Source organism: Pseudomonas sp. URMO17WK12:I6, assembly GCF_003253625.1.
GTDB lineage: Bacteria > Pseudomonadota > Gammaproteobacteria > Pseudomonadales > Pseudomonadaceae > Aquipseudomonas.
Window position 1 is genome coordinate 44873 of the sequence record NZ_QKYZ01000011.1, and the last position, 26395, is coordinate 71267.

Here is a 26395-nt window from a genome sequence, read left to right on the forward strand (position 1 = left end):
AATGAGCGCACTACAACATTCCGTCGAACAATTCCTCTACCGCAAAGCCGAGCTGTGTGATCAGCAGGATTGGGACGCCTACATCGCCCTGTTTGATGAACAGAGCGAATTCCACCTGCCGCAATGGGAGTCGGAGCATGTGTACACCACCGATCCCAAGCGCGGCATGTCGCTGATTTACTACTCGAACCGCTCCGGTTTGGAAGACCGGGTATTTCGTCTGCGCACAGGCAAGTCGGCGGCTTCAAACCCGATGCCGCGCACCTTGCATCAAATCAGCAATGTGCGAATCAAGGAGATCGATAACGGCTTGCTTGAAGTCAAGGCCGCCTGGGTCACGCTCTACACCCGGCAAGGGCTGTCCGAGCAGTTCTACGGCCATGTGACCTACCACCTCAAAGCGGACGCAGACAGCTGGAAGATCACTCGCAAGCACATCGTGCTGCTCAACGACACGATCAACTCAGTGCTTGATTTCTATCACCTGTGAACTGTGGGGCACGCTGTCATGAACCATAAAGTCGCTTTCAGCTTCGCAGATGGCAAGACCTCGTTCTTCGAGGTCAAGCCCAACGAACTGCTGCTCGACGCCGCGCTACGCAATGGCGTGAACATCCCGCTGGACTGTCGCGAAGGTGTCTGTGGCACTTGCCAGGGTCGCTGCGAATCAGGCCAATTCACTCAAGACTACGTCGATGAAGAGGCTCTTTCCGAGCAGGATCTGGCGCAACGCAAAATGCTCTCTTGCCAGACCCGCGTGCAATCGGATGCGTCGTTCTATTTCGACTTCGATTCGAGCTTGTGCAACGCTGGCGCAACCCGGTTACTGCAAACGGTGATCACCGGTGTAGAACAGGTGTCGGCCACCACGGCGATCCTTCATCTGGACGCTTGCGGCCACCAGCAGCAATTGGACTTTCTTCCGGGGCAATACGCTCGACTGCATGTACCGGGCACCAGTGAGTGGCGCTCCTACTCATTCGCCAACCGCCCCAACCCCACCAACCAATTGCAGTTTCTCATCAGGCTCCTGCCTGATGGCGTGATGAGCAACTTCATCCGTGAGCATTGCCGTCCCGGTCAAGTACTCGAGCTCGAGGCCCCATTGGGAAGCTTTTATCTACGTCAGGTGACCAAACCTCTCGTACTGGTGGCAGGAGGAACCGGCCTGTCGGCCTTCCTCGGGATGCTTGATAACATTGCAGAAAAAGGTGGCTGCGGGCACCCGATCCAACTGTTCTATGGCGTCACGCAGGACAATGACCTGTGCGAAACTCAACGCCTGGCTGCTTATCGCGACCGCATCGCCGACTTCGACTATCACCTTGTGGTTTCGAAACCCTCCGTGGATTGGCAAGGTAAAACCGGGTGGATTCCTGATCACTTCGACCGTCAGTCGTTCGACGCCAACCCATTCGACATCTACCTGTGCGGTCCTCCGCCCATGGTCGACGCGATTAAAACCTGGTTCAACGATCAGAAGATCGAGCAGTTCCAGATGTATTACGAGAAGTTTATCGATAGCAATTCCAAACATTGAGCAACAGGGAAATATCCGGAGAAGCATCCAGATATTTCCCTGTTTTTTTATCTTCTGACTACGTCGCAGCCAATCTCACTTCCTCAAAGAATCTGCGAGGTTTGGCGCGCACTAGACACCATCATCCGCTGTCTTGTCTGTGACGATGAGGGGCTCGATGCCCCAGTCTCCAGACAAATACCAATCTTCTCCGAACATCTCGGCCGGATGCATCGTACGGTCGGAGCCATTGCCGCATGCCAGGGACTTGGCCGGACAATACCGGTCGCACCCCCAACAGATCCGCTCGGGGTGCTTGGGGTTGACGGGGAAGTTCTTGGCCATTTCGATCTCCGGTCATTGAGAGATGTTCTTGCAACCTACAGCCATTGTGCAAAACCATCCTTGATGGATATCAAGAATCGACATCTAGCGACTGCTCTCCCTATCGCGATCCTGGAGCTAAGCTTCTAACGGTTTAATTGATCAAAACTTGATAACAATCATTATTGTTCGCAGCAAAGCTTCCTAGACTCGGGTTCCTACTCGTCAGTGCTCAGGAAGACATTATGCGTACCCACCTCTCACTCGCCCTGCTCTTGCTCGTACCGCTGGCTCACGCAAAGGAATACCCGATCGGGGAACCACAGCTGTGTCAGGGACTGGAAGTCGGGGCGGTGTATCTGCAACCGATCGAGATGGCCCCGGCTGGCATGATGCGGGCTACTGTCGATTCTGATGTTCACCTGGAAGCCGACATTCGGGCCACCGCGGACAATCGACAGGGTTTTCAGGAAGGCAGTTTCGTGCCTTACCTCAATGTCTCGTTCAACTTGAGCAGAGCGGGTAACCCGGACGAAATCAAGGGTGACTTCCATGCCATGGTCGCCAATGACGGCCCGCACTATGGCGACAATGTGAAGCTGCTGGGGCCGGGCAAATATCGGCTGACGTTCACCGTGCTACCACCCACCGGTCACGGCTCCCTCGGGCGTCACACCGATAAGGAAACCGGTGTGGCGCCCTGGTTCGAACGCTGCGAACTGCACTACGAGTTCATCTACGCCGGCATCGGTAAAAAAGGCGGCTATTGAATGAAGCGCCTGCATCTTGCCTGGCTGATCGTGGCCGCAACAGTTGCGCCGTTGACGGCCCATGCCGAGTTGCCGAGCTTTGAGCTGACCCTGCGCGATGGCCACTTCTCCCCTGCCTTGCTTGAGGTCCCGGCCGGACAGCGCTTCAAGATCGTCCTGAAAAATAGCGGTCAGGGGCCGGCCGAGTTCGAGAGCACGCCGTTGCGGGTTGAAAAGGTACTGTCGCCGGGCGTGACAACCTTCGTCGTCATTCACCCGCTCAGGCCCGGCCACTATCCCTTTTTCGACGAGTTCAATCCGCAATTGCCCGAGGGCGGCATCCTCGCGAAATAACCTGTTAGCGCACGGAGCTTCCATGAATCAATCAATGTTCATCGTCTGGCGCGAAAGCGTCGAGGCGTTGCTGGTGATCGGCATTCTCCAGGCCTGGGCCAGCCAGCAAGGCCAACGTCATCGTTTGGTCAAATACCTGTGGGCGGGTGTGGTGCTGGGGTTGATGCTCTCGGGCCTGCTGGCGGTGTTGATTCTGTTTGCCGGTGAGGCCATGAGCGGGTCGGCCAGTGAATGGTTCCAGGCCGCACTCGCACTGTTTGCCAGCCTGTTAATGGTGCAAATGGTCGGCTGGATGCACCGTCACGGGCGCACCCTCAACCACGATTTGCGACGGCACGCCGATAGCCACCTGGCTCGACAAGGAGGCGCAGGTCTACTACTGCTGGCCATGCTCGCGATCAGCCGTGAAGGCAGCGAAACGGTGGTATTTCTCTATGGCGCCGGCGCCCGATTGCGGGGTCCGCAGCTCGGTTTGTTTGCCGTCGGCGGCGTGTTGGGGCTGGTGTTGTCCGCGCTGACCATTACGCTGCTGCACAGCAGTCGCCGCTTCATTTCATGGCAACGATTCTTTGCCCTCAGCGAAGTCATCTTGCTCATGCTCGGCGCGGGGTTGCTGGTCAGCGCCACCGAGCGAATCGGCGGTCAACTGCTCGCCCTGGATGTGCCGGACGTGGTTTACAGCCTCGTAGGCGAATCGCTTTGGGACAGCAGCGCTTGGCTGAGCGACAGCCATGGATTGGGTGGCTTTCTGGCCAGTTTTGTCGGTTATCGCGCAACACCCAGCGGCATGACCTTACTGGTGTGGGTCGGTTACTGGCTGGTCGTCAGCGCCTGGCTCCGCCAACGGACTGCGGAGAAAGTCCCATGCCTGACCTGAGCCGGCACAATCGATGGCTCCAGCGCCTGGGTGACGGGATGCGTCGCCATGCGTCCGTCATCCGTGCGCTGCAGTGGGCTGTCGTAGTGTTTTACGCAGTGCTGTTGGTGACCCCGGCGCTGTTGCCGCTGCCGGACAGCCAGGCACGGATACTCGACAACCTGACCTTGCTCGCGCAGTTTTTATTCTGGGGAATCTGGTGGCCGTTCGTGTTGCTGTCGATGGTGTGCTTCGGTCGACTCTGGTGTGGCGTTCTGTGCCCGGAAGGTTCGCTCAGCGAATGGGCCAGTCATTACGGCAAAGGCCTGGGTGTGCCGCGTTGGTTGCGTTGGGGCGGTTGGCCCACATTGGCGTTCTGCCTGACGACCCTCTACGGCCAATTGATCAGCGTCTATGACTACGCCCAGGCCGCACTGTTGATTCTGGGTGGCTCGACCGTCGCAGCGGTCATCGTCGGGTTGTTGTTTGCCCGGGGCAAGCGGGTCTGGTGCCGTTACCTGTGCCCGGTCAGCGGGGTTTTCGCCCTGCTCGCAAGGCTGGCCCCCGTGCACTTTCAGGTCAATGAGCAACGCTGGATAGAGAATGCCGCGCCACGCCTGCCGCCCCCCAACTGCGCTCCCCTGCTCGATATCCGTCGCCTGCAAGGCGCCAGTGATTGCCACGCCTGCGGACGCTGCAGCGGGCAACGCGGCGCCGTGCAGCTGATCGCCCGCTCCAGCAATCAGGAGATTCTTCACGCAACCGCGCAGGCGCTGTCCCCTTGGGATACACGCTTGCTGCTGTTCGGCGTGATCGGCTTGGCCATGGGCGCGTTTCAGTGGACGGTCAGCCCATGGTTTATCGCCCTCAAACAAACCCTGGCCCAGTGGCTGGTGGAACACAACCAGCTCTGGGCCTTACGGGACAACGCCCCCTGGTGGTTGCTGACCCATTACCCGCAACTCAACGACAGCTTCAGCTGGCTCGACGGCTTCAGCATCGTCGCTTACTTGAGTGTGAGTTCGATCGTGCTCGGCACAGCGTTGATGCTGCTCCTAAGCCTGACGGCCCGACTGGCGCGAGATCGCGCACTGCATGGGCCCCTGGCGCTGACACTCACGCCTGTGGGTGGTGCCGGACTGTTTCTCGGGCTGTCGGCCACCACCGTCAAATTACTGCGTTATGAAGGTCTGCTGCTGGAGTGGGTACAACCCGCCAGGGCCTGCCTGCTATTGGCCGCCATGGGGTGGAGCCTGCTACTGGGTTGGAAACGGCTGAAACACGAAGGTATTCCCCTGCCTCGGCGCGTGTCGGGTGGCGCTTGCCTGTTCCTCGCCAACGGCCTGATCGGGTTTGGCTGGTGGTTGCAGTTCTGGGGCTGGGCTTGAGTTTCCCCAGCCCCCGTTACCCCCGCAGCACGAAGGCTGGGAACAACTCGCGCATGGCCTCCCACAACTCTGGCAACAAGGCTTGTGCCGAAATGCTTGGCAGTAGCGGATCGAACATCCGCTCAGTGCGGACCAGTTGCACGGCGAAGCGTTTGACGCCGAGCGCACTCAAGCGTTTTGCCAGGATCAGCAGACGCGCCGGCTCGAACAGATGCCAATGCACTGTGGTGCGACATTCGTAGTCCACACCACTGGCCAGCAGATGCTCAAGGCTGCGCCAGTTAGCCGTTCCACTGCCCTCGACCCGGGTAATGGCCAGGCAATCTTCGGGCAACGCCTTGACGTCGAAACCGACCCAATCCGCGCCCGTGAGTGCCTTGGCGAAGGCGGCAGGCTTGATGCCGGCGCTGTGCAAGCCGATGCGAAATCCCATCGCCCGCACTTCATCCATGGCGCCGAGCAAGCCGTCCTGCAGGGTCGGCTCACCGCCGCTGAACACCACGGCATCGAGCAGGTCCTGACGACGTTGCAGAAACACCAACACCCGCCGCCAATCCACTTCCTCACTGCCACGAGGCGGAATCAGCTGCGGGTTATGACAGTAACGACAACGCCAGGCGCAACCCTGGCAAAACAGCACGCAGGCGAGCTGTCCCGGATAGTCGATAGTGGTCAGGGGCACCATGCCCCCGACCCGAAGCATTCGACTCATTGGCGCCCGGCCAGTGCCGCGCTTTCAGTGAAGTGCAGCCGCTCGCGGTGCTCCGACTGTTTGCCCGGATTGAACGCCGACACAGGACGGTGATAGCCCATCACGCGGGTCCAGATTTCGCAGCGTTGGCGTTGAGCCTGGGGCAGAGTTTGCGATGCAGTCATGGTGAAGCTCCTTGCGGTTGAGTGGATCAAAATCAATGAACGGTGCCAGCCTTCTGTTCTTGCAACAGCAGGACCTCGTCACATTTGGGGCAGAACTCATGTTCGCCATCGAGGTAGCCATGCACCGGGCAGATGGAGAAGGTCGGGGTCACGGTCAGGTACGGCAGGCGGAAACGTCCAAGGGCCTTGCGCACCAGTTGCTTGCAGGCCTGCACCGAGGAAATCCGCTCGGCCATGTACAGGTGCAAGACCGTGCCACCGGTGTATTTGCATTGCAGTTCGTCTTGAAGTTCCAGGGCCTCGAAGGGGTCTTCGGTGTAGCCCACGGGCAGCTGCGAGGAGTTGGTGTAATACGGCGCCTGAGTACTGCCCGCCTGGAGAATGTCCGGATAGCGCTTGAGGTCTTCCTTGGCGAAGCGGTAGGTGGTGCCCTCCGCCGGTGTCGCTTCCAGGTTGTAGAGATGACCGGTTTCCTCCTGGAAACGCAGCAAGGTGGCGCGCACATGGTCCAGCAGATTCAGGGCAAACTGTCGGCCATGTTCGGTGTGCATGCCCTCCTCGTCGCCAGTGAAATTGCGCAGCATTTCATGCAGGCCGTTGAGGCCGACGGTGGAAAAATGGTTACGCAAGGTGCCCAGGTAGCGCTTGGTGTAAGGGTACAAACCGGCATCCATGTGATGCTGAATGACCTTGCGCTTGACCTCCAGGCTCTCCATTGCCAGCTCCATCAGCGTGTCCAGGCGTCGCAACAAGCCACTGGTGTTGCCCTTGAACACATAGCCCAGGCGTGCACAGTTGATGGTCACCACGCCGAGCGATCCGGTCTGTTCCGCCGAACCAAACAAGCCACCGCCGCGCTTGAGCAACTCGCGCACATCGAGCTGCAACCGGCAGCACATCGAACGCACCTGATTGGGCTGCATGTCCGAATTGAGGAAGTTCTGGAAGTACGGCAAACCGTAACGCGCCGTCATCTCGAACAGACGGTCGGCGTTGTCACTGTCCCATGGAAAGTCATGGGTGATGTTGTAGGTCGGGATCGGAAAGGTGAACACTCGCCCTTTCGCGTCGCCAGCCTGCATCACCTCGATGTACGCGCGGTTGAGCAGGTCCATTTCGACTTGCAGATCACCATAGGCAAACGGCATCTCCTCACCGTCGATGACGGGTATCTGCTCACGCAAATCCTGCGGGCAAACCCAGTCGAAGGTCAGGTTGGTGAACGGCGTCTGGGTGCCCCAGCGCGACGGCACATTGAGGTTGTAGATGAACTCCTGGATCGCCTGGCGCACCTCCTGGTAACTCAGCTGGTCCTTGCGCACGTAAGGCGCCAGGTAGGTGTCGAATGAACTGAACGCCTGGGCACCGGCCCATTCGTTCTGCAGGGTGCCGAGAAAATTCACCATTTGCCCCAGGGCACTGCTCAAGTGCTTTGGCGGACCGGCTTCGACACGCCCCGGCACACCGTTGAGCCCCTCATGCAACAGAGTGCGCAGCGACCAACCGGCACAGTAACCGGCGAGCATATCCAGGTCGTGCACATGCAAATCCGCCTCGCGATGGGCCTGGCCGATGGCCTCGCTGTACACCTCGTCCAGCCAGTAGTTGGCGGTGACCTTGCCCGACACGTTCAACACCAGCCCGCCCAGGGAGTAGCCCTGATTGGCGTTGGCCTGGACCCGCCAGTCTTCACGGTCGAGGTATTCGTTCATCGAAGTCGCCACCTCGACCATGGTCCGGCGGTCGCGGCGCAAACGCCCGTGCTGTTCGCGGTAGACGATGTAGGCGCGCATGGCGAAGAAGTAACCGGCATCCATCAATACCCGTTCGACCCGATCCTGAATCTGCTCGACGTGCAACCTTGGCAGCCCTTCCAGTCGGGCGAGTACCGCCTGAAGCAAGCCTTCAACCTCAACCTCGGTGTACTCCCCAGTCGCCTTGCCGGCGGCGATCAATGCCTGGCGGATCTTGTCCGCATCGAAGGCGACCAGACTGCCATCGCGTTTGTGCAAGCGGTTACATCCCACTGAGATCAGCGTGCTCTGCATTTGGCCTCCAGATACTACATATAGATGTTCATACACAGACAAACACAACATGCAGTGAAGACTACGGACAAAGTGCTGTTCTGCAATTGATCGACATCAAGATTTGCCGGTGAAAAAAACCGCCCGAAGGCGGTGAAGGAAAAATCGGTGCGAACACTGTGGCGAGGGGGCGTGCTCAACCGCCACTCATGTTCATGAACCGCACAATCTGCACCTCCCCTTCGGGGTTGAAGTCGTGGCGCAATGGCTTGCCGCGCAAAGCCTTTTGCACCGCATTGATCAGCGGCTGGTCGTCCAGCGGATAACGCCGCAGCAATCCACGCAAATCCAGCGCGTCGTCCTGGCCCAGACAGAGCAACAGCTTCCCTTCAACGGTCATCCGCACCCGGTTGCAGGTGCCGCAGAAGTTATGGCTGTTGGGTGAAATGAAACCGATCCGGGTATCGGGATGGCGTTCCAGACGCACATAGCGCGCCGGTCCGCCGCTGTTTTCCGTACTGTCGAGCAACCGATGTTGAGCGGCGATCGATGCCCGCACTTCATCGCTGGAACAAAACGATTCACCCCGTGACCTGCCGACATCGCCCAACGGCATTTCTTCGATGAAACTGATATCGATGCGCTGATCGATGGCGTACTGCACCAACGCCGGGACTTCATCGAAGTTGCGCCCCTTCATCACCACACAGTTCAGCTTGATCCGCTCAAACCCCGCGCCCCGCGCGGCTTCAATGCCGCCCAGCACCTGATCGAGATCGCCGTTGCGGGTGATCGCGCGAAACTTCTGCCCGTCCAGGCTATCGAGGCTGATGTTCATCCGCTTGACGCCTGCCTCCGCCAACGGCCGGGCCAGACGGCCCAGCTGCGAGCCGTTGCTGGTCATCACCAGTTCGCGCAAACCGGGCAATGCGGCGATGTTGCGGCACAGTTCGACAATGCCCGGACGAATCAGCGGCTCGCCGCCGGTGAGGCGGATTTTGCGGACGCCCAACCCGACGAACAGCGTTGCCAGGCGCTGCAACTCCTCCAGCGTCAGGACCTGCTGACGCGGCAGGAAGGTCATGTTTTTCGCCATGCAATACACACAACGAAAATCACAACGGTCCGTCACCGACATCCGCAGATAATCGATCTGCCGTCCAAAACCATCCTGCATGACAGCGTTCATCACATCTCCCGGTTTGTCTCGATGCTCACTGCACCAGCGGTGAGTCGGCGCCCTGCAAGTGGATGCCACGAATATCCGCCGCTCCGATCAGGGTTTGCAGGTACTGCACCAGCGCTTTTTGCCAGACGCCCTGCTGCAACTGCGTGCGGATCGCCGTCGACACCACTTCATAAGGCAACGGCATGCCTTCAATCCGCTGATCGACACTCACCACATGCCAGCCGTAGCGACTTTCCAGCGGTTTACTGGCCAGGCCGGGCGCCAGCGTGAACAGCTGACGCTCCAGTTCCGGCACGGTCTGGCCCTTGCTGATCTGCCCCAGAGAACCGCCTTGAGCCTTCGACGGGCAGGCCGAATATTTCACCGCCAGCTCGGCGAAACTGCCGGGGAAATCCTCCAGACGTTGCAGCAATATCTCGGCCTGAGCATGCGCAAGGCTGCGAGCCTCGACATCATCCGGCGCGCACTCGAGCAGGATGTGTCGCACCGCCAGCAACGGCGCGCTGTGAAAGCGCCCGCGATTGTTTTCGTAGTAGCGCAGGCTGGTTTCCTCGTCGCACTGCGGCACGTGCACCTCGCGTTCGAGCAACAAACGCGTGGCCGCTTCTTCTTCGTTCTCACCAGCGCCGATCTCCAGCGCCAGGCCGAGTTCGGCAATGCGCTGCTGCAACAATTCGCGGATCACCAGTGCCCTGGCGGCCAGATAGACCGCCTCTTCACGGCTTTCGGCCGGGTGATATTGCAGCTCCTGGGCCATTGCCTCAGGCGTGATCGACACCCCGTTGACGTTGATGATCGGCCACTCCTGTTCGCTGCTGGCGATCAACTGCACCGGGGCGTCCTCGGCCGCCGCCGGCTCGACCGGCAGTGCTTCAAACTGCGCGATGTCGACAACTTCCGGTACCGAAAGCTCTGCATTTTTAGAAGAACCGCAGCCACCGCTGCCGCCGTTACCGCCGCCACATCCACATCCACCTGACATGATGTTCTCCTCAGACTTTCTGCCGAACGATTTGATAACGACGCCCCAGGTACCAGATCGGTGCACTGACGATGTGTACGAGACGGGTGAAGGGGAACAACACGAACAGGGTCAAGCCGAGAAACACATGCAGCTTGTAGGTCAGCCCGACCGGCGCAATGGACGCCGCCGCTTCCATCGGCCGCAACAGCACGGTGTTCTGCGCCCAGTCGGCGAGCATCACCATCACCGAGCCGTCCATGTGCGCGGTGGACGCTGCAATCGTCAGCAAACCGAGCAGCAACTGCACCAGCAGCACCAGCAGAATCAAAATGTCTGAAGCGCTGGAGGCGGCACGTACCCGAGGATCGGAGAGCCGCCGATTGACCAGCATCAGCAAGCCGATCAGGCACAACAGGCCGAAGAGCCCGCCGGACACCATCGCCAGCAACTGCTTGTTCTCAGTGCTGATCACATGGTGATAAACCGACGCCGGGGTCAGCAGGCCGACGAAATGCCCGGCCAGTACAAACAGCACACCGATGTGGAAGAGGTTGCTCGCCACGCGCATACCGCGCTGGTTGAGCATCTGGCTGGAGCCAGCCTTCCAGGTGTACTGCGACAGATCGAAACGGGCCCAACTGCCAATCAGGCAAATCGCCAAAGCGACATAGGGATAGATCCCGAACAACAACAGGTTCCATTTAGACATTGCCTACCTCCTTGGCTGGCACGGTGGCCAACCCTTCATGCTGAAAATCCACCCAGTGCAACGGCACGGCGCTTTCTTCCCGGGCCTTGCCCGGGGCGCCAGGCAACGAACTGCAACGGTCTTGCTGTTCGGCCTGGAGAAAGTCCACGGCCTCCTCTTCCCAGATCTTGTCGAGGGCTTCGAGGGAGTCGTCGCGCGGTTCCGCCGCCACCTGCGCCCGCAGGTCGGCCACCGCCTGATGCGGCTCGGCCCCGGCGATTTGCAGCAACGCCCGGAAGCAACTGGCATAGGCGCTTTCGCGCTCTTCCAGACGCGCCGCGAGCAAGGCCAGCAAGTGCGAAACATCCGCCAGGCCCTCGCGGGCCTCGAGGTCTTCGCGGGTGGACAGGAACTCCAGGTACAGCGGGATATAGTCCGGCAGCTCCTTGACGCCGATGGCAAAACCGGCGGCTTCGTATTGCGCCATCATGTCGACCATGGCCTGGCCACGATCGCGGGATTCGCCGTGCACATGCTCGAACAACAGCAACGACAGCGAACGCCCCCGGCCGAACAGCGCGCCGTAGTGCTCCTGCCCGTCCATCAGGTCATTGGCGCAGATCAACTCCAGCAATTCGAACAACGCACCGCGCTGTTTAGGGCTGATTTCCCGTGACTGGATAATCGCTTGCTCCAGTTCGTCGCGCCCGCCAATCAGCGTCTCGGTCGGATAGTCGAGCAGCAGCGAAATCACTTTGAGAATTTGCATGCTCATTCCTCCCACAACTGGACGGTTTTCAGGACGTCGCGGCGGTTGGCTTTCTTCGCACCGAACATGTTGGTGTCGGAGCTGCCGCTGCAACCGCTGCCGAAACTGAAGCCGCAACCGGAGCGCTCGGCAAAGGCGTCGCTCATGGCGTCTTCACGGTGGGCACTCGGTACCACAAAGCGGTCTTCATAGTTGGCAATCGCCAGGTAGCGATACATCTCTTCGACCTGGGCCACGCTCAAGCCGACGTCCTTCAACACTTGCAGGTCCTGAACGCCATCGACTTGCTCGGAACGTTTGTAGGCGCGCATCGCCAGCAAGCGTTTAAGTGCGCGCTTGACCGGTTTTTCATCGCCCGCTGTCAGCAGGTTCGCCAGGTACTTCAGTGGAATACGCAGGCTGTCGACATCCGGGATCACCCCGTTCATGCCCACGGTGCCGGCAGTGGCGGCGTTCTGGATCGGCGACAGCGGCGGCACGTACCAGACCATTGGCAAGGTGCGGTATTCCGGGTGCAGCGGCAGTGCGAGTTTCCAGTCCACGGCCATTTTGTAGACCGGCGAACGCTGGGCGGAATCAATCACCGACTGCGGTACGCCATCGGCCAGGGCCTGGCGAATCACTGCCGGGTCATTCGGATCGAGGAAGATCTCCAGTTGTTTCTCGTACAGGTCTTGCTCATTGGCGGTGCTCGCCACTTCGCTGATGCGGTCGGCGTCATACAGCAGCACACCGAGGTAACGGATACGCCCGACACAGGTTTCGGCGCAAACAGTCGGCATCCCGGCTTCGATACGCGGGTAGCAGAAGATGCACTTCTCGGACTTGCCGCTTTTCCAGTTGAAATAGATCTTCTTGTACGGGCAGCCGCTGATGCACATCCGCCAGCCACGGCATTTTTCCTGGTCGATCAGCACAATGCCGTCTTCTTCACGCTTGTAGATCGCCCCGCTCGGGCACGACGCTGCGCACGCCGGGTTGAGGCAGTGCTCGCACAGGCGCGGCAAATACATCATGAAGGTGTTTTCGTATTCGCCGTAAATGTCCGCCTGGATCTTGTCGAAGTTCTTGTCCTTGCGGCGCTTGGCGAATTCGGTGCCGAGGATTTCTTCCCAGTTCGGGCCCCATTCGATTTTCTCCATGCGCTTGCCAGAGATCAGCGAACGCGGGCGCGCAGTGGGCTGATGCTCGCCCAGCGGCGCGGTATGCAGGTGCTGGTAATCGAAGTCGAACGGTTCGTAGTAATCGTCGAGGCTCGGCAGGTCCGGGTTGGCGAAAATATTCGCCAAGACCCGGAATTTACCGCCGATGCGCGGGTTGATCGTGCCGTTGGCATTGCGGATCCAGCCGCCCTTCCACTTGTCCTGGTTTTCCCATTCTTTCGGGTAACCGATGCCGGGTTTCGATTCGACGTTGTTGAACCAGGCGTATTCCATGCCTTCGCGGCTGGTCCAGACGTTCTTGCAGGTAATCGAACAAGTGTGGCAGCCGATGCATTTGTCCAGGTTCAGGACCATGCCGATTTGTGAGCGAATCTTCATCTCAGTTCTCCTCGATGTCGGTCGGCAGTGGACGCGGCAAGGCATCGCCGTCTGTGCCATCGAGCCAGTCAACTTTGGACATTTTGCGTACCACGACAAACTCGTCGCGGTTGCAACCGACGGTGCCGTAGTAGTTGAACCCGTAGGCCTGCTGTGCATAGCCGCCGATCATGTGGGTCGGCTTGAGCACTACCCGGGTAACCGAGTTGTGGTGGCCGCCACGGGTCTTGGTGGTTTCCGAACCAGGCACGTTCACGATCCGTTCCTGGGCGTGGTACATCATCACCATGCCGTCCTTGACCCGCTGGCTGACCACCGCTCGTGCGGTCAGCGCACCGTTGGCGTTGAAGCATTCGATCCAGTCGTTGTCTTCAATGCCGGCGCGTTTCGCGTCGTTCTCCGAGAGCCAGACAATCGGCCCGCCGCGGCTGAGGGTCAGCATCAGCAGGTTGTCGCTGTAAGTGCTGTGGATGCCCCATTTCTGGTGCGGAGTAATCCAGTTCAGGACGATTTCGGTCTCGCCGTTGCTGCGCTTGCCTTTCACCCCTGCAATGGTGCGGGTGTTGACCGGCGGGCGGTAACTCATCAGTTGCTCGCCGAATGCCTGCATCCACGGGTGATCCTGGTAGAACTGCTGGCGACCGGTGATGGTGCGCCATGGGATGGCTTCGTGAACGTTGGTGTAGCCGGCGTTGTAGCTGACGTGATCGTCTTCGAGACCCGACCAGGTAGGGCTGGAAATGATCTTGCGCGGCTGCGCCTGAATGTCGCGGAATCGGATCGCCTCGTGTTCCTTGGATAACGCCAGGTGGCTGTGATCGATGCCGGTAAATTCCGACAACGCAGCCCAAGCCTTGACGGCGACGTGGCCATTGGTTTCCGGCGCCAGGGACAGAATCACTTCAGCAGCATCGATCGCCGAGTCGATTTTCGGCCGGCCATGACTGATCCCGGCAGCCCCTTCGCGGTGATTGAGCGCACCGAGGAATTTCACTTCGGCGTCGGTGTTCCAGTTGATGCCCTTGCCACCGTTGCCGTGTTTTTCCAGCAATGGCCCCAGCGAGGAAAACTGCTTGTAAATGTTCGGGTAATCACGCTCCACCACATGCAGGTTCGGCGCGTTCTTGCCTGGCACCGGGGCCACGCCGGCGCTTTTCCAGTCGGTGCCGCCAAAAGGTTGAGCCAGTTCACCGACGCTGTCGTGCATCAGCGGGATGGTCACCAGGTCCTTCTCAACGCCCAGATGCCCTTCAGCCATGCTGGAAAAGGCCTTGGCGATGCCTTTGTAGATTTCCCAGTCGGAACGCGATTCCCACGCCGGGTCGATGGCGGCCGACAACGGGTGAATGAACGGGTGCATGTCCGAGGTGTTCATGTCGTCCTTTTCGTACCAGGTCGCGGTCGGCAAGACGATGTCGGAATAGACGCAGGTCGAGGACATGCGGAAATCCAGTGTGGTGACCAGATCGAGCTTGCCGATGGCGCCCTCGTCCACCCATTCGGCTTCTTCGGGTTTGCAATCCCCGACCTGGCCGATGTCTTCGTTCATCACCCCATTCTTGGTGCCGAGCAGGTACTTGAGCATGTACTCGTGGCCCTTGCCCGAGGAGCCCAGCAGATTGGAACGCCAGATAAACATGTTGCGCGGGAAGTTCACCGGGCTGTCCGGCTGTTCGCAGGAGAAGCGCAGCGAGCCGTCTTGCAGCGACTTGACCACGTAGTCTTTCGGGTCCATGCCGGCTGCCGCGGCATCGCGGCAAATGTGCAGCGGGTTGGTGTTGAGTTGCGGTGCGCTGGGCAACCAGCCGGCGCGTTCGGCACGGATGTTGTAGTCCAGGGCATGCTCGGGAAACTGTGATTTATCGGCCAGCGGCGAGAGCACGTCGTGCATGCTCATTTTCTCGTGGCGCCATTGCGAACTGTGGGCGTAGAAGAAGCTGGTGCCGTTCATCTGCCGTGGCGGACGGTTCCAGTCCAGGCCGAACGCCAGGGGCAGCCAGCCGCATTGCGGACGCAGTTTTTCCTGACCGACATAGTGCGCCCAACCGCCACCGGTCTGGCCGACACACCCGCAGAGCATGAGCATGTTGATCAGCCCGCGGTAGTTCATGTCCATGTGGTACCAGTGGTTCATCGCCGCGCCGACGATGATCATCGAGCGCCCCTTGGTCTTGTCGGCGTTATCGGCGAACTCGCGGGCGATCTGGATCGCTTTCTCGCGGCTGACGCCGGTGATCTGCTCCTGCCAGGCCGGGGTGCCGGGTACGCTTGCATCGTTGTAGTCCTTGGCGACGTTAGCGCCACCCAGGCCACGATCGATCGCCAGATTGGCGGCCGACAGGTCGAACACAGTGGCGACTTTGGCCACACTGCCATCGGCCAGTACCACGTTGTGCACCGGCACGCGGCGGTATTGCACGGCATCGCCAGCGACGTGCTGGAAGTGCTCGTGGGACTCGCCGGCAAAATACGGGAACGCCACTTCGGCAACGTCATCGCCGATCAGGCTCAGCTTCAGATCGATCTCACGCCCTTCGCCGCCTTCACGAGGCAGGATGTTCCACTTGCCCTTCTCGCCCCAGCGATAACCGATGGAGCCCTGAGGAGAAACCAGTTCACCGCTGACATCCAGCGCGATGGTTTTCCATTCCGGGTTGTTTTCCTGGCCGAGGTTGTCGGTAAGGTCCGAGGCGCGCAAGAAACGGTCCGGCTGGTAACCGGCGCCCGGCGCCTTGTCGACCATTTGTTTGAGCAGCACCAGCACCGGCAAATCGGTGAAGCGCTTGGCGTAGTCGGTGAAATACGCGCTCGGTTTGTCCAGGTGAAACTCTTTGAAGATCACATGATTGAACGCCTGGGCCAGCGCCGCATCGGTACCCTGCTTGGGGTTGAGCCACAGGTCGGTGAGCTTGGCGACTTCCGAGTAGTCGGGGGTGATGGCGACGGTCTTGGTGCCCTTGTAACGGACTTCGGTAAAAAAGTGCGCATCGGGGGTACGGGTCTGCGGGACGTTGGAGCCCCAGGCAATGATGTAGTTGGAGTTGTACCAGTCGGCCGATTCCGGCACGTCGGTTTGCTCGCCCCAGACCATCGGCGAGGCCGGTGGCAAGTCGCAGTACCAGTCATAGAAACTCAGGCACGCACCGCCGATCAGCGACAGATAACGCGAACCCGCGGCATAGCTGACCATCGACATGGCCGGAATCGGCGAGAAACCGACGATCCGGTCTGGGCCGCATTGCTTGATGGTGTAGACGTTGGACGCGGCAATGATCTCGTTGACTTCCTCCCAGTTGGAGCGAATGAAGCCCCCCATGCCGCGCTTGCTTTTATAGGAGTCGGCCTTGGCCTTGTTCTCGACAATGCTGGCCCAGGCTTCCACCGGCGCCATGGTCTGCCGCGCCTCGCGCCAGAGCTTGAGCAACGGCTTGCGGATTTTCGGGTACTTGAGGCGGTTGGCGCTGTAGATGTACCAGCTGTAACTGGCGCCACGCGGGCAACCGCGGGGTTCGTGGTTAGGCAAATCGTTGCGGGTGCGCGGGTAATCGGTCTGCTGGGTTTCCCAGGTGATCAGGCCGTTCTTGACGTAGATTTTCCACGAGCACGAGCCGGTGCAGTTCACCCCATGGGTGGAACGCACGATCTTGTCGTACTGCCAGCGCGAACGGTAGACGTTCTCCCAGTCGCGAGACTCTTTGCGAGTCTCTCCATGACCATCGGAAAACTCGTTTTGCTTGCGATTGAAAAACCGCAGTTGATCCAGTAAATGACTCACGGTGTGTCCTCTCAGGCTTGCTGCGGGGTTCTGCGCCCCGCCCACGCAATGGTTGGATTCAGGTCGTCTCAGCAGGGTGTCGCGGCGCCTTTGCGCGCGTACCACCACCAGGTCACCACGATGCAGCTCAGGTAAAAAACGACGAACATGTAGAAGGCCATCTCAGGGCCGCCGGTCTGGGCCATCGAAGTGCCGAAGGATTTGGGAATGAAGAACGCACCGAAGGCGCCCATGGCCGAACTGAAGCCCAGGACGGCGGCCGATTCCTTGCCGGCATCCTTGAGCGCCTGTTCACGCACGGCTGGCGATTTCCCGGCCGAGGCTTTTTCGTGCTGCGTGCGGAAGATCACCGGGATCATCCGGAAGGTGGAGCCGTTGCCCACGCCAGTGGTGATGAACAGCAGCATGAACAGGCCGAGGAAGCCGTAGAAGCTGCCGCCCGCGCCGTTCTGCGGCAAGAAGTGCATCACGCCGAAGACCATCGCGATCATCGCCACGAAGTTCCACAGGGTCACTTTCGCGCCACCGAGCTTGTCCGCCAGCCAGCCGCCCAATGGCCGTACCAGCGCACCGACCAATGGGCCAAGGAAGGCGAATTTCAAGGCGATGACATCCGGAAAGGAGGTTTTGATCAGCAGCGGAAACGCGGCGGAAAAGCCGATGAACGAACCGAAGGTCGCCAGGTACAACCAGCACATCAGCCAGTTGTGCTTGCGCTTGAAGATCACCGCCTGTTCGCTGAACGAGGCCCGGGCGCTGGACAGGTCATTCATGCCGAACCAGGCCAACACTGTCACCAGGACGATAAATGGCACCCAGATGAACCCGGCGTTCTGCAGCCACAACTGACCGCCGTCCGGCAACGCTTGCGGCGAGCCGCCCATGAAGCCGAACACACCGAAGGTAATCACCAGCGGCACGCAGAACTGCATCACCGAGACGCCCAGGTTGCCCAGTCCGGCGTTGAGGCCCAGAGCTGTGCCCTGTTGGGACTTGGGATAGAAGAAGCTGATGTTGGACATGCTCGAGGCGAAGTTGCCGCCACCGAAACCGCAGAGCAAGGCAATCACTACGAACACGCTGTATGAGGTGCTCGGGTCCTGCACGGCGAAGCCCATCCAGATCGATGGCAACAGCAGCGACGCGGTGCTCAGGGCAGTCCAGCGCCGGCCGCCGAAGATCGGCACCATAAAGGAATAGAAGACCCGCAAGGTCGCACCGGACAGCCCCGGCAATGCCGCCAGCCAAAACAGTTGGTCGGTGGTGAAGCTGAAGCCGATGGCGTTCAAGCGCACAATCACCGTGCTCCAGACCATCCACACCGCAAAGGCCAACAACAGCGCAGGAATGGAAATCCACAAGTTGCGAGTGGCGGTCTGTTTGCCGCTACTTCCCCAGAACGCGGGGTCCTCGGGGCGCCAGTCATGAATGACCGGGCCTTTGTCAGGCGTTTGCAGAACGGACATGTTCTTCTCCTTGGGCAATGCTGGAAATCGGGGACGGGATCAGCAGCGGCTCTTTACCAAGCACCGGGCTTTTGCGTATTTCGCTGAAGTACATCCAGGTGAGGGAGACCCAGACCACGCCGTACATCAACATGAAGCAGGAAGAGCGCACGCCGGTGAGGTCCACCAGGGCGCCGAACAGGATCGGCAGCACGAAACCGCCCAGGCCACCCGCCAGGCCGACGATGCCGGACACCGCGCCCATGTTTTTCGGGTAGTCATTGGCGATGTACTTGAAGACCGAGGCCTTGCCGAATGCGAAGGCGATGCCCATGACGAACAGCAGCACGGTGAACAGCGCAGGGCTCAGGCCAATGTGGAAATCCAGCGGGCCGTCGATGGTCTGCACTTGCAGTTGGGTCTGGGGATACGAGAGCAGGAACAGGCAGATCCAGCTGACCCACAACACCCACCAGGTCACGCTTTGCGCCCCCCAGCGATCCGACATCCAGCCGCCGACGGCGCGCAGTACGCCGCCGGGCAGGGAGAAACAGGCCGCCAGCAGCGCCGCGCTTTGCAAGCTGAAACCGTATTCCTGCACGTAGTACTTGGTCATCCACAGTGCCAGGGCAACGTAGCCGCCGAAGACGATCGAGTAGTACTGGCAGTAGCGCCACACCGCAGGATCTTTCAGTGAGCGCAGTTGCTCACGCAAGCTGGCGCCCGTGGCACTGCGATGGCCCTTGTTTTCTGAGGTCAGGAACCAGAACAGCAGCGCAGTGATAAACAAGATCGCACTGAAGACTTTCGGCACCAGCTGCCAGCTGCCGGCGGCGATCAGCGCCGGGGCCAGGAACTTGGTCACCGCCGACCCGGCGTTACCGGCACCGAAGATGCCCATGGCGAAGCCCTGGTTCTCCTTGTCGAACCATTTGGCGACGTAGGCAATCCCCACGGAAAACGAGCCACCGGCCAGGCCGACGAACAAACCCAGTACCAGGAACTGCCAGTAGGCGGTGGCGTGACTGATCAAGTACAGCGGCGTGACGCAAGTCAGCATCAGCAGGAAAAACACGCTGCGCCCGCCAAATCGGTCGGTCAGCAACCCCAGCGGCAAACGCACCAGCGAGCCGGTCAGCACCGGGGTCGCGGCCAGCAGGCCGAATTGGGTTTCGTTGAGCTGGAGCAATTCCTTGATCGGCACGCCGAGCACGGCAAACATCATCCAGACCATGAAGCACACAGTGAAGGCCAGCGTGCTCATGCCCAGCACCAAGCCTTGTCGTACACGCGGTTGGGTCACAATGCTCTCCCGTCAATTAGCCATGGCGGCAGACTAGAGAGGCAAACCCCGCAAAAACTTGACCCAGGTCAACGATGCCCATGTGGGCCTAAGCCTATGCTTAGCCCGCCTACCTCCAAGGAGGTAGTGCTAGAAAACCTTGAAAACCTTTATTTATCAGCTTGTTAAGGGTTTCAACCCACGCTTTTGCCGACAAGGAACTGTCGACAACTCTTTAGAGGTAGCTCGCCCAGGAACGGCGGCAAAACCCCACGCTGGAACGTGCATGCTCTGTTTTCTTATCGCTTTCCCGGACCTGCGCCGATGATCCGCTGGTTGCGCAGCTCCCTGCCCGCTCGCGCCGGGCTGGCGGTGATCCTGATCGCCGTGCTGGCGCTCGCCAGTTCATTGAGCGCCGGGCTGATCGCCTGGTTCAGCCAGGGCGATGCCGCTGCCATCAACACCGCAGGCTCGGTGCGCATGGAGACCTATCACCTGAGCTGGAAACTCGCCGCTGGCGTCGCCGACGAAGAAATCACCACCATCATCGACAGCCTGCAAAACCGCTTGGACAGCCACTCTCTCAAAGCGGTACTGGAAGATGGCCCGACCACCGCATTGCAACTCAGTTATGGGCAAATCCAGCAACACTGGAATGAGGATTTGCGTCCGGCACTGGAGCGCGGCGATGCGGCGGCCTTTCAGGCCCAGGCGCAGTCCTTCGTTGAGCAACTGAACCAGTTCGTCGATCTGTTGCAACGCCAAAGCGAACAAAAGCAAGGCTGGCAACAGGCGATCCAGGGCCTGGCCCTGTTCACCACCATGATCGTCCTGCTGCTCGGGCTCTACGAACTGCAGTACGGCGTCGTTACCCCTTTGAAGGAGTTGGTGGATGCAACCCAGCGCTTTCGTCGCGGCGACTTCAAGGTGCGGGTCAACCATCAGTCCGAGGATGAGCTGGGCCAGTTGGCCATGAGTTTCAACACCATGGCCGAGACGATCGAAGAGTCGCATCGCACCCTGGAAAGTCAGGTCCGGCAAAAAACCCTGAACCTGCAACAAGCCAATGCCGCCCTGGAGCTTCTGTATCAAAGCAGCCGAAGCCTGGCCACACGCCTGGCCAATGCCGAAGGCCTGGATGAGTTGATTCGGCGCTTCCAGCAACGCCTGCCCGGCTTGCGCCTGTCGCTGTGCCTGCAGGGACAAATGCAGGCACCGGCCCAGCAGTTGCTCGCCCTGCATGGCGCAAACATCCGGGAAGTCTGCGCCAGTAGCGACTGCGCCACGTGCCAGAGACACCCTAAAACCAACCCGCAAATCTTCAGCATCAGCAACCAGGGCAGTGAACTGGGGGAGCTCAAGGCGCACTTTGTCGACGGGCACCCCATGCAAGCCTGGGAAACCCAACTGATCCAGGCCCTGGCCAATCTGATCGGCACCTCGCTCTCGCTCAAGCGTCAACGGGAACAGGATCATCGCCTGCTGCTGCTCGAAGAACGCACGATCATCGCCCGCGAGCTGCACGATTCACTGGCCCAGGCCCTGTCCTACATGAAGCTGCAAGTCAGCCGCATGCAAACCCTGATGCGCCGGGGCGAACCGGTCCAGACCCTGGAAACCGTCACCAGCGAATTGCGCGAGGGACTGAACAATGCCTATCGCCAGTTGCGCGAGTTGCTGACCACGTTTCGCTTGCAGATTCACGACGCGGGACTGGTACAGGAACTCAAGGACACGGCCGAGGAGTTTTCCCGTCGCGGAGAATTCCAGGTGCACCTGCACGTCGACACGCTGGCCTTTCAACTATCGGCCAGCGAACAAATCCACATTTTGCAGATCACCCGCGAGGCGCTCTCCAACTGCCTGCGCCACGCCCATGCGCAAAACGCCTGGCTGCAACTGCGCCAGGACGGCGAGACTGTCAGGTTGTCGGTCGAAGACGACGGGCGTGGGTTCAGCGGCAACGTCGACCAGCGCGAACACCACGGCCTGAACATCATGGATGAGCGGGCTCGCAGCTTGCGCGGCCAACTGCAGATATTTTCCAGGGAGCCCCAAGGCACCCGTGTCCAACTGGAATTCCACCCGGAGTTTCTCGGGCAGCAAACAGAAGGTAGCGCCACATGACCCCGTCCCCACAACACAAAATCCTGCTGGTAGACGATCACCCGATGATGCGTCACGGCATTCGCCAGATGCTCGAACTCGAAGATGATTTTCTGATCGTCGGCGAAGCCAGCCAGGGTGAAGAAGCACTCAGTCTCATTGAGCCGCTTCAACCGGATCTGGTTTTGCTCGACAACAACATGCCGCAAATGAATGGCATCGAAACCCTGCGCCGACTACGAGCCATGCACTACACCGGCAAAGTCCTGCTGTTTACGGTATCGGACGCCGAAGACGATATTCGCGATGCGCTGCGCCTGGATGCCGACGGCTATCTGCTCAAGGACATGGAGCCCGAATTGTTGATTCAGTACATCCGCGATGCCCTGAACGGCGCGCTGGTGATCAGCCCGGGACTGACCCAAGTCATGGCGCAAGCGCTGCGTGCTCCTGCGCGTCAGGCCGTGGTGGAACTGACCGAGCGTGAGCGTCAGGTGCTGAAAACCATCGCCAGCGGCTTCAGCAACAAGGTCATCGGGCACAAGCTGGGCATCACCGAAGGCACGGTCAAGGTTCACGTCAAGAATCTGTTGCACAAACTCGGCTTGCGTTCGCGAGTCGAGGCTGCGGTGTGGGCCATGGAACATCTGCGCAACGCCGGCTGACGGGTATTCCTCTTTGGAGGTAGGCCTGCAGAGGCATAGGTCATCGAGCCTGCGCTCTCTACTATGGTCGTCAGCGGAGGTACGCCATGCTGACTCACCCTTCCATCGTTTTAACGTTGCGCCGTCATCATCTGTTCAGCCAACTGCCGGAGAAAGTCTTCGAGGAAGTCTGCGGCCTGGCCATGCTCAAGCGCCTGAGTTGTCACAGTACGCTCATGCATCAAGGGGATCCGGCCAGGCGTTTTTTCCTGCTGGTCAACGGCCAGGTCAAGTTGTACCGGCTCACCGGCGAAGGCCAGGAGAACCTGGTGGAGATCATTCAGCCCGGCCAGACTTTTGCCGAAGCCTTGCTGTTCAGCCAGGCTCGTCTGTATCCGGTGAGCGCCACCGCGCTGAAGGACAGCGTGCTGGTGAGCATCGACGGCAACCATTACCGCAATGCCCTGGAGGACCAGCCGAAAGTCTGCCTGGCCATCCTGGCGAGCATGAGCGCTCACCTGCACCTGCGTCTGCGCGATATCGATACCTTGACCATGGCCAGTGCGAGCCGTCGGGTGATCAATTTCCTGTTCCAGGAACGCCACCCGGTGACCGGCCAGATTGTCTTGCAGATGTCCAAACGCCTGGTGGCGTCGAAGCTGGGAATTCAGCCGGAAACCTTTTCGCGGATACTGCATCGCCTGGTGGAAAGCGGCCTGATTGCCATGGAACGACGCCACATCAGCATCCTCGCCGAAGAGGAACTGGCCGCTTTCCAATAGTCGGAATTGACCGTCATCAAGGCGTCCTGCCATGCCTCTTGCACACTGACAGAGCCCATCCACGGAGAGTGCAAATGCCCCATTCAACCCTGCCTTTGGTTTACTCCTGCTCAGGCTGCTCCAATGTCGCCCAACTGGCCAACACCCTGGCCGTGCGTCTGGATCGCAGTGGTCTCGCTGAAATGTCCTGCATCGTTGGTGTCGGCGGGCATGTGACAGCGCTGGTCAACAAAGCGCGCTCGGGGCGCCGGATCTTCGCGCTGGACGGCTGCCCGCTGCAATGCGTCGAGAACTGCCTCAAGCAACATGGCCTGCACGCCGACGTGCACCTGATTCTCAGCCATTACGGGCTGCGCAAACGCCATGGCGAGGACTGCACGCAGGCGCAGAGTGATGAGTTGTTTGAAGGGATCAGGCGGTTGATTGCCAGTGATGCCCGGCAGCATGAAAACCGTCAGGCAAGGATGGTCTGATGATCAACGCAATTTAACGCTTGCGCGTAATGATCGTTCCCAAGCTCCCGCGTGGGAATGCATCCCGTGACGCTTCGCGTCACCAGTGCGCAGGACTTACGCCTTGCGTCGACAGAGGGACGCGGAGCGTCCCCGGCGGCATTCCCACGCAGAGCGTGGGAACGATCAGTGTGGGAACGGCTGCTGTTGCTTTGGCATTTGATCTTGATCTGCCCCGTTGGAAGGCCCACAGAGCAGGACCGAACGATGTCGATTACCCCGCCGCCAAGCCCTTCCCCGCCCGCTCCAGATTGCGCCACAACCACACAGGCAGAACATCGGGATCAAGGCTGTCGATCAGGTTCTTCAGCGCCAGCCCCAGTTCGGTATCACCCTCGATGACCAGTCGCCGACGAAAGAACAACGTGTCCGGATCTTCCTGACGGCTGGCCAGCAATAAAAATTCGCGCCAGTTACCGCTGATGGTCACGTTCGCCGTAGCATGCTCGGCAATCCGCAAGCCCTGACGACTGAGCGTCAGGTACCAGGACAAACCCAGGTCCGGAATCCGCAAGCACAGCCAACGCCCGCGCAGCACTTCGAACTCGCCCTCGCGCAATGGCTCGGCGAGGCAGCGATTCAGCGCCTGCTGCAACGCCAGGCGCTGCACGGCAAAAGGCACCCGGCGCACCAATGGCAACAACCGGTCGGCACCTTTCAACAGCCACTTCTTTCGATTCAGCACAGGCCAACCTCCTCGACGCGCAGCATGCCGGCCTGACCATGCCAATAGCCATTGCAACCTTCGACGAACAGCGGCGGCGTTTCGCCCAGACGAACCCGTTGATAGGCCGCGATCACTTCGTCCATGCCCTGAGCACGAGGGCTTAAGCGCAACAGATCGGCACCGCAGGCCACCAGTCCGGCGTAATCGGCCAGCAGATTGGTCACCTCGGCCGACATCGTTTGAATACCGTTAAGGGTAAACAGTGGTTGCCCCTCCTGGCTGGTCAGCGCCAGGCCATCGGGGTAGTTGATGCAGCAGAACCGGCAGTCGTCCTTGGGCCGGTTTTCTGCACGGGCAGTGAAACAGCGGGCGGAATAGGCCAACGGCAGATGCCCATAGGCGAAGATTTCAACTTCCGGCACTGCACGGCCCAGTTCACGCACCTGCCCGATCACGTCGCTGATAAGGGCCGCCGAACACTCCACGGGCGGCACCCAGCGAGTCATTCCGCTGTCGAGCAATTGCGTCAATGAGTGGCCGTTGTACAGGTTGAGCGCCGGGCCGCCCACGAAAGGTAACTTGCGCTCGGCCAAGAACTGCACCGCACCCATGTCGTTGGCCTCCACCAGCAACTGGCCGTTGTCGCACAGCCGGCGCAGGCTGGAGAGTTCGGAGGCCGCCTCGATCAGCGTCAGGCTGGAAAGCACCAACTGTGCCTGGCTGCATTCCTGTAACTCGCGCCCCAGCCCCAGCCATTGATCCAGGGAAAAGGCCCGGCGTTTGGAGCACACGGTTTCCCCCAGATAAATCACGTCCAGGGGCAAGGTCGACATGTCGGCGTAAAAGTTGCTGAGTTGCTCTTTGTCCCAATAAAACAGGACCGGTCCCAGGCTGAGCTTCATGTCGCGTCCCTCATTGCCATGATCGATGATAAGCGCCCAGGGTGGTCTGGCTGCCTTCGGACAAACCGGCCAGCACCTGACGCCATTCTTCCTTGACCCGAAAACTGCCTGGCGCGCCACGGTGAGCGTCCAATGCCGCGCGCCAGACCCGGGTGACTTGTTCGACATACGCCGGGCTGCGTTGGCGGCCCTCGATTTTCACCGCTTCGACGCCGATGGCTGTCAGTTCCGGCAGCAAGTCCAGGGTGTCGAGGCTGGTGGGCTCCTCCAGCGCATGAAAGCGCTTGCCATCGACCAGAAAACGGCCTTTGCACAAGGTCGGGTAACCGGCCGATTCGTCTGGGGTGTAGCGATCGATCAGCACTTCGCTGAGGCGCGCGCTCAAGCCTTCGGCGTCCTCGCTCCAACGCACGGCTTTGGCTGGCGAACAGACACCGCACAGGTTCGGCGACTCACCGGTAATGTAGGAAGACAGGTGGCAACGCCCTTCGGCCATGATGCACAAGCTGCCGAAGCCAAAGACTTCGATGGGCACCGGGCTGCTGGCGGCGACTTGACGCACCTGCGCCAACGACAACACCCGTGGCAATACCGCGCGACGAATGCCGTAGCGCTGCGCATAAAATTCCAGCGCCGCGGCATGGGTTGCCGAACCCTGAACCGACAGATGCAGGGCCAATTGCGGGTGACGCTGACTGGCATAGTCGAGCACCCCGGGGTCGGCGGCGATCAGCGCATCCACGCCAAAATCGGCGGCACGATCCACCGCCCGCTGCCAGCGCTCCCAACCTTTGGGTTGCGGGTACGTGTTGACCGCGACGTAGAGTTTGCGTTGATGCTGGCGAATGTGAGCGACGGCGGCGTCGAACTGCTTGTCGTCCATGTTCAGCCCCGCGAAATGCCGGGCGTTGGTGTCATCGCGAAAGCCGACATAGACGGCATCGGCACCTTGGCGCACCGCCGCTTTAAGCGCAGGCAGGTTCCCTGCCGGGCAGACCAGTTGCATGGGTAATCCTCATGAAAAAACGCGTCTCGA

Annotated in this window: 25 protein-coding genes; 10 read left to right on the forward strand and 15 right to left on the reverse strand. The window is 60.1% G+C overall.

Going from position 1 to position 26395, the window contains the following annotated elements; all coding sequences use genetic code 11:
* The first annotated feature begins 1 nt into the window (after position 1).
* Both antB and antC read left to right on the forward strand, forming a co-directional pair.
* The gene (gene antB / locus F475_RS19840) at positions 2 to 490 is read left to right on the forward strand and encodes an anthranilate 1,2-dioxygenase small subunit (protein WP_018927825.1); all 489 of its coding nucleotides are present in this window, start codon (positions 2 to 4) and stop codon (positions 488 to 490) included.
* 18 nt (positions 491 to 508) lie between these two features.
* Positions 509 to 1540 (forward strand): anthranilate 1,2-dioxygenase electron transfer component AntC, encoded by a 1032-nt coding sequence (antC, locus tag F475_RS19845; protein WP_111454546.1) that lies wholly within the window; start codon positions 509 to 511, stop codon positions 1538 to 1540.
* Positions 1541 to 1651: 111 nt separating this feature from the next.
* Here antC and F475_RS19850 read toward each other — a convergent pair whose 3' ends face one another.
* Entirely contained in the window at positions 1652 to 1864 is a 213-nt protein-coding gene (locus tag F475_RS19850) for a DUF3079 domain-containing protein (protein ID WP_018927823.1), read from the reverse strand.
* Positions 1865 to 2088: 224 nt separating this feature from the next.
* Between F475_RS19850 and F475_RS19855 the strand changes: the two genes are divergently transcribed.
* From F475_RS19855 to F475_RS19870, 4 genes are read left to right on the forward strand one after another with little or no spacing between them, the layout of a single operon-like run.
* On the forward strand, positions 2089 to 2613 hold the full coding sequence (locus F475_RS19855) for an iron transporter (RefSeq protein ID WP_018927822.1): 525 nt from the start codon (positions 2089 to 2091) through the stop codon (positions 2611 to 2613).
* Complete coding sequence (locus F475_RS19860; RefSeq protein WP_018927821.1) at positions 2614 to 2946, forward strand: cupredoxin domain-containing protein; 333 nt, start codon at positions 2614 to 2616, stop codon at positions 2944 to 2946.
* 22 nt (positions 2947 to 2968) lie between these two features.
* A complete protein-coding gene (locus tag F475_RS19865; protein WP_111454547.1) occupies positions 2969 to 3823 on the forward strand; it encodes an FTR1 family protein in 855 nt (284 codons plus the stop codon).
* On the forward strand, positions 3811 to 5190 hold the full coding sequence (locus F475_RS19870) for a 4Fe-4S binding protein (RefSeq protein WP_111454548.1): 1380 nt from the start codon (positions 3811 to 3813) through the stop codon (positions 5188 to 5190). The genes F475_RS19865 and F475_RS19870 overlap by 13 nt, the downstream gene beginning before the upstream one ends.
* A gap of 16 nt (positions 5191 to 5206) precedes the next feature.
* Here the strand turns inward: F475_RS19870 and F475_RS19875 are convergent, their stop codons facing one another.
* The 11 genes from F475_RS19875 to F475_RS19925 all read right to left on the reverse strand — a co-directional run bounded on the left by F475_RS19875 (position 5207) and on the right by F475_RS19925 (position 19767).
* Positions 5207 to 5902 (reverse strand): anaerobic ribonucleoside-triphosphate reductase activating protein, encoded by a 696-nt coding sequence (locus F475_RS19875; RefSeq protein WP_173861141.1) that lies wholly within the window; start codon positions 5900 to 5902, stop codon positions 5207 to 5209.
* Positions 5899 to 6066 (reverse strand): anaerobic ribonucleoside-triphosphate reductase, encoded by a 168-nt coding sequence (nrdD, locus tag F475_RS19880; RefSeq protein ID WP_111454549.1) that lies wholly within the window; start codon positions 6064 to 6066, stop codon positions 5899 to 5901. Before nrdD ends, F475_RS19875 begins: the two co-directional genes overlap by 4 nt.
* Before the next feature lie 32 nt (positions 6067 to 6098).
* Positions 6099 to 8114 (reverse strand): ribonucleoside triphosphate reductase, encoded by a 2016-nt coding sequence (locus tag F475_RS19885; RefSeq protein ID WP_111454550.1) that lies wholly within the window; start codon positions 8112 to 8114, stop codon positions 6099 to 6101.
* Between the two features lie 175 nt (positions 8115 to 8289).
* Positions 8290 to 9282, reverse strand: coding sequence for a GTP 3',8-cyclase MoaA (gene moaA, locus F475_RS19890; protein ID WP_111454551.1), 993 nt, complete (start codon positions 9280 to 9282; stop codon positions 8290 to 8292).
* 25 nt (positions 9283 to 9307) lie between these two features.
* Positions 9308 to 10264, reverse strand: coding sequence for a peptidylprolyl isomerase (locus F475_RS19895; RefSeq protein ID WP_111454552.1), 957 nt, complete (start codon positions 10262 to 10264; stop codon positions 9308 to 9310).
* Between the two features lie 10 nt (positions 10265 to 10274).
* Entirely contained in the window at positions 10275 to 10955 is a 681-nt protein-coding gene (gene narI / locus F475_RS19900) for a respiratory nitrate reductase subunit gamma (protein ID WP_111454553.1), read from the reverse strand.
* The gene (gene narJ / locus F475_RS19905; RefSeq protein WP_018927812.1) at positions 10948 to 11703 is read right to left on the reverse strand and encodes a nitrate reductase molybdenum cofactor assembly chaperone; all 756 of its coding nucleotides are present in this window, start codon (positions 11701 to 11703) and stop codon (positions 10948 to 10950) included. The genes narI and narJ overlap by 8 nt, the downstream gene beginning before the upstream one ends.
* Positions 11704 to 11705: 2 nt before the next feature.
* The gene (gene narH, locus F475_RS19910) at positions 11706 to 13244 is read right to left on the reverse strand and encodes a nitrate reductase subunit beta (RefSeq protein ID WP_018927811.1); all 1539 of its coding nucleotides are present in this window, start codon (positions 13242 to 13244) and stop codon (positions 11706 to 11708) included.
* A gap of 1 nt (position 13245) precedes the next feature.
* Positions 13246 to 17019, reverse strand: a complete 3774-nt coding sequence (locus F475_RS19915; protein WP_111454554.1) for a nitrate reductase subunit alpha — start codon at positions 17017 to 17019, stop codon at positions 13246 to 13248.
* A 68-nt stretch (positions 17020 to 17087) separates the two neighbouring features.
* Positions 17088 to 18485: a NarK family nitrate/nitrite MFS transporter gene (locus F475_RS19920; protein ID WP_111454555.1), complete on the reverse strand. Its 1398-nt coding sequence runs from the start codon at positions 18483 to 18485 to the stop codon at positions 17088 to 17090.
* Entirely contained in the window at positions 18463 to 19767 is a 1305-nt protein-coding gene (locus F475_RS19925; protein WP_111454556.1) for a nitrate/nitrite transporter, read from the reverse strand. The genes F475_RS19920 and F475_RS19925 overlap by 23 nt, the downstream gene beginning before the upstream one ends.
* A gap of 303 nt (positions 19768 to 20070) precedes the next feature.
* Here F475_RS19925 and F475_RS19930 point away from each other — a divergent pair, with 303 nt between their 5' ends.
* The 4 genes from F475_RS19930 to F475_RS19945 all read left to right on the forward strand — a co-directional run bounded on the left by F475_RS19930 (position 20071) and on the right by F475_RS19945 (position 23751).
* Complete coding sequence (locus F475_RS19930) at positions 20071 to 21873, forward strand: HAMP domain-containing protein (RefSeq protein ID WP_086945724.1); 1803 nt, start codon at positions 20071 to 20073, stop codon at positions 21871 to 21873.
* Positions 21870 to 22517 (forward strand): two-component system response regulator NarL, encoded by a 648-nt coding sequence (gene narL / locus F475_RS19935; protein WP_018927806.1) that lies wholly within the window; start codon positions 21870 to 21872, stop codon positions 22515 to 22517. The genes F475_RS19930 and narL overlap by 4 nt, the downstream gene beginning before the upstream one ends.
* A gap of 86 nt (positions 22518 to 22603) precedes the next feature.
* Positions 22604 to 23278 carry a Crp/Fnr family transcriptional regulator gene (locus tag F475_RS19940; RefSeq protein WP_111454557.1) on the forward strand — a complete coding sequence of 225 codons (675 nt, stop codon included), beginning with the start codon at positions 22604 to 22606 and terminating at the stop codon, positions 23276 to 23278.
* A 74-nt stretch (positions 23279 to 23352) separates the two neighbouring features.
* Complete coding sequence (locus F475_RS19945) at positions 23353 to 23751, forward strand: putative zinc-binding protein (protein ID WP_111454558.1); 399 nt, start codon at positions 23353 to 23355, stop codon at positions 23749 to 23751.
* Positions 23752 to 24004: 253 nt separating this feature from the next.
* On the opposite strand, the gene F475_RS19950 is transcribed toward F475_RS19945, so the two are convergent.
* Genes F475_RS19950 through F475_RS19960 form a run of 3 tightly spaced genes read right to left on the reverse strand, consistent with a single transcriptional unit; the run spans position 24005 to position 26365 of the window.
* Complete coding sequence (locus F475_RS19950; protein ID WP_019649068.1) at positions 24005 to 24475, reverse strand: SCP2 domain-containing protein; 471 nt, start codon at positions 24473 to 24475, stop codon at positions 24005 to 24007.
* A complete protein-coding gene (locus tag F475_RS19955; RefSeq protein ID WP_111454559.1) occupies positions 24469 to 25359 on the reverse strand; it encodes a U32 family peptidase in 891 nt (296 codons plus the stop codon). Before F475_RS19955 ends, F475_RS19950 begins: the two co-directional genes overlap by 7 nt.
* 10 nt (positions 25360 to 25369) lie before the next feature.
* Positions 25370 to 26365 (reverse strand): peptidase U32 family protein, encoded by a 996-nt coding sequence (locus tag F475_RS19960; protein WP_064617223.1) that lies wholly within the window; start codon positions 26363 to 26365, stop codon positions 25370 to 25372.
* Positions 26366 to 26395 lie beyond the last annotated feature (30 nt).

Coding starts and splice junctions, on each gene's coding strand:
- antB (WP_018927825.1), top strand. CDS start 2: ATGAGCGCACTACAACATTCCGTCGAACAATTCCTCTACCGCAAAGCC.
- antC (WP_111454546.1), top strand. CDS start 509: ATGAACCATAAAGTCGCTTTCAGCTTCGCAGATGGCAAGACCTCGTTC.
- F475_RS19850 (WP_018927823.1), bottom strand. CDS start 1,864: ATGGCCAAGAACTTCCCCGTCAACCCCAAGCACCCCGAGCGGATCTGT.
- F475_RS19855 (WP_018927822.1), top strand. CDS start 2,089: ATGCGTACCCACCTCTCACTCGCCCTGCTCTTGCTCGTACCGCTGGCT.
- F475_RS19860 (WP_018927821.1), top strand. CDS start 2,614: ATGAAGCGCCTGCATCTTGCCTGGCTGATCGTGGCCGCAACAGTTGCG.
- F475_RS19865 (WP_111454547.1), top strand. CDS start 2,969: ATGAATCAATCAATGTTCATCGTCTGGCGCGAAAGCGTCGAGGCGTTG.
- F475_RS19870 (WP_111454548.1), top strand. CDS start 3,811: ATGCCTGACCTGAGCCGGCACAATCGATGGCTCCAGCGCCTGGGTGAC.
- F475_RS19875 (WP_173861141.1), bottom strand. CDS start 5,902: ATGAGTCGAATGCTTCGGGTCGGGGGCATGGTGCCCCTGACCACTATC.
- nrdD (WP_111454549.1), bottom strand. CDS start 6,066: ATGACTGCATCGCAAACTCTGCCCCAGGCTCAACGCCAACGCTGCGAA.
- F475_RS19885 (WP_111454550.1), bottom strand. CDS start 8,114: ATGCAGAGCACGCTGATCTCAGTGGGATGTAACCGCTTGCACAAACGC.
- moaA (WP_111454551.1), bottom strand. CDS start 9,282: ATGAACGCTGTCATGCAGGATGGTTTTGGACGGCAGATCGATTATCTG.
- F475_RS19895 (WP_111454552.1), bottom strand. CDS start 10,264: ATGTCAGGTGGATGTGGATGTGGCGGCGGTAACGGCGGCAGCGGTGGC.
- narI (WP_111454553.1), bottom strand. CDS start 10,955: ATGTCTAAATGGAACCTGTTGTTGTTCGGGATCTATCCCTATGTCGCT.
- narJ (WP_018927812.1), bottom strand. CDS start 11,703: ATGCAAATTCTCAAAGTGATTTCGCTGCTGCTCGACTATCCGACCGAG.
- narH (WP_018927811.1), bottom strand. CDS start 13,244: ATGAAGATTCGCTCACAAATCGGCATGGTCCTGAACCTGGACAAATGC.
- F475_RS19920 (WP_111454555.1), bottom strand. CDS start 18,485: ATGTCCGTTCTGCAAACGCCTGACAAAGGCCCGGTCATTCATGACTGG.
- F475_RS19930 (WP_086945724.1), top strand. CDS start 20,071: ATGATCCGCTGGTTGCGCAGCTCCCTGCCCGCTCGCGCCGGGCTGGCG.
- narL (WP_018927806.1), top strand. CDS start 21,870: ATGACCCCGTCCCCACAACACAAAATCCTGCTGGTAGACGATCACCCG.
- F475_RS19940 (WP_111454557.1), top strand. CDS start 22,604: ATGCTGACTCACCCTTCCATCGTTTTAACGTTGCGCCGTCATCATCTG.
- F475_RS19945 (WP_111454558.1), top strand. CDS start 23,353: ATGCCCCATTCAACCCTGCCTTTGGTTTACTCCTGCTCAGGCTGCTCC.
- F475_RS19955 (WP_111454559.1), bottom strand. CDS start 25,359: ATGAAGCTCAGCCTGGGACCGGTCCTGTTTTATTGGGACAAAGAGCAA.
- F475_RS19960 (WP_064617223.1), bottom strand. CDS start 26,365: ATGCAACTGGTCTGCCCGGCAGGGAACCTGCCTGCGCTTAAAGCGGCG.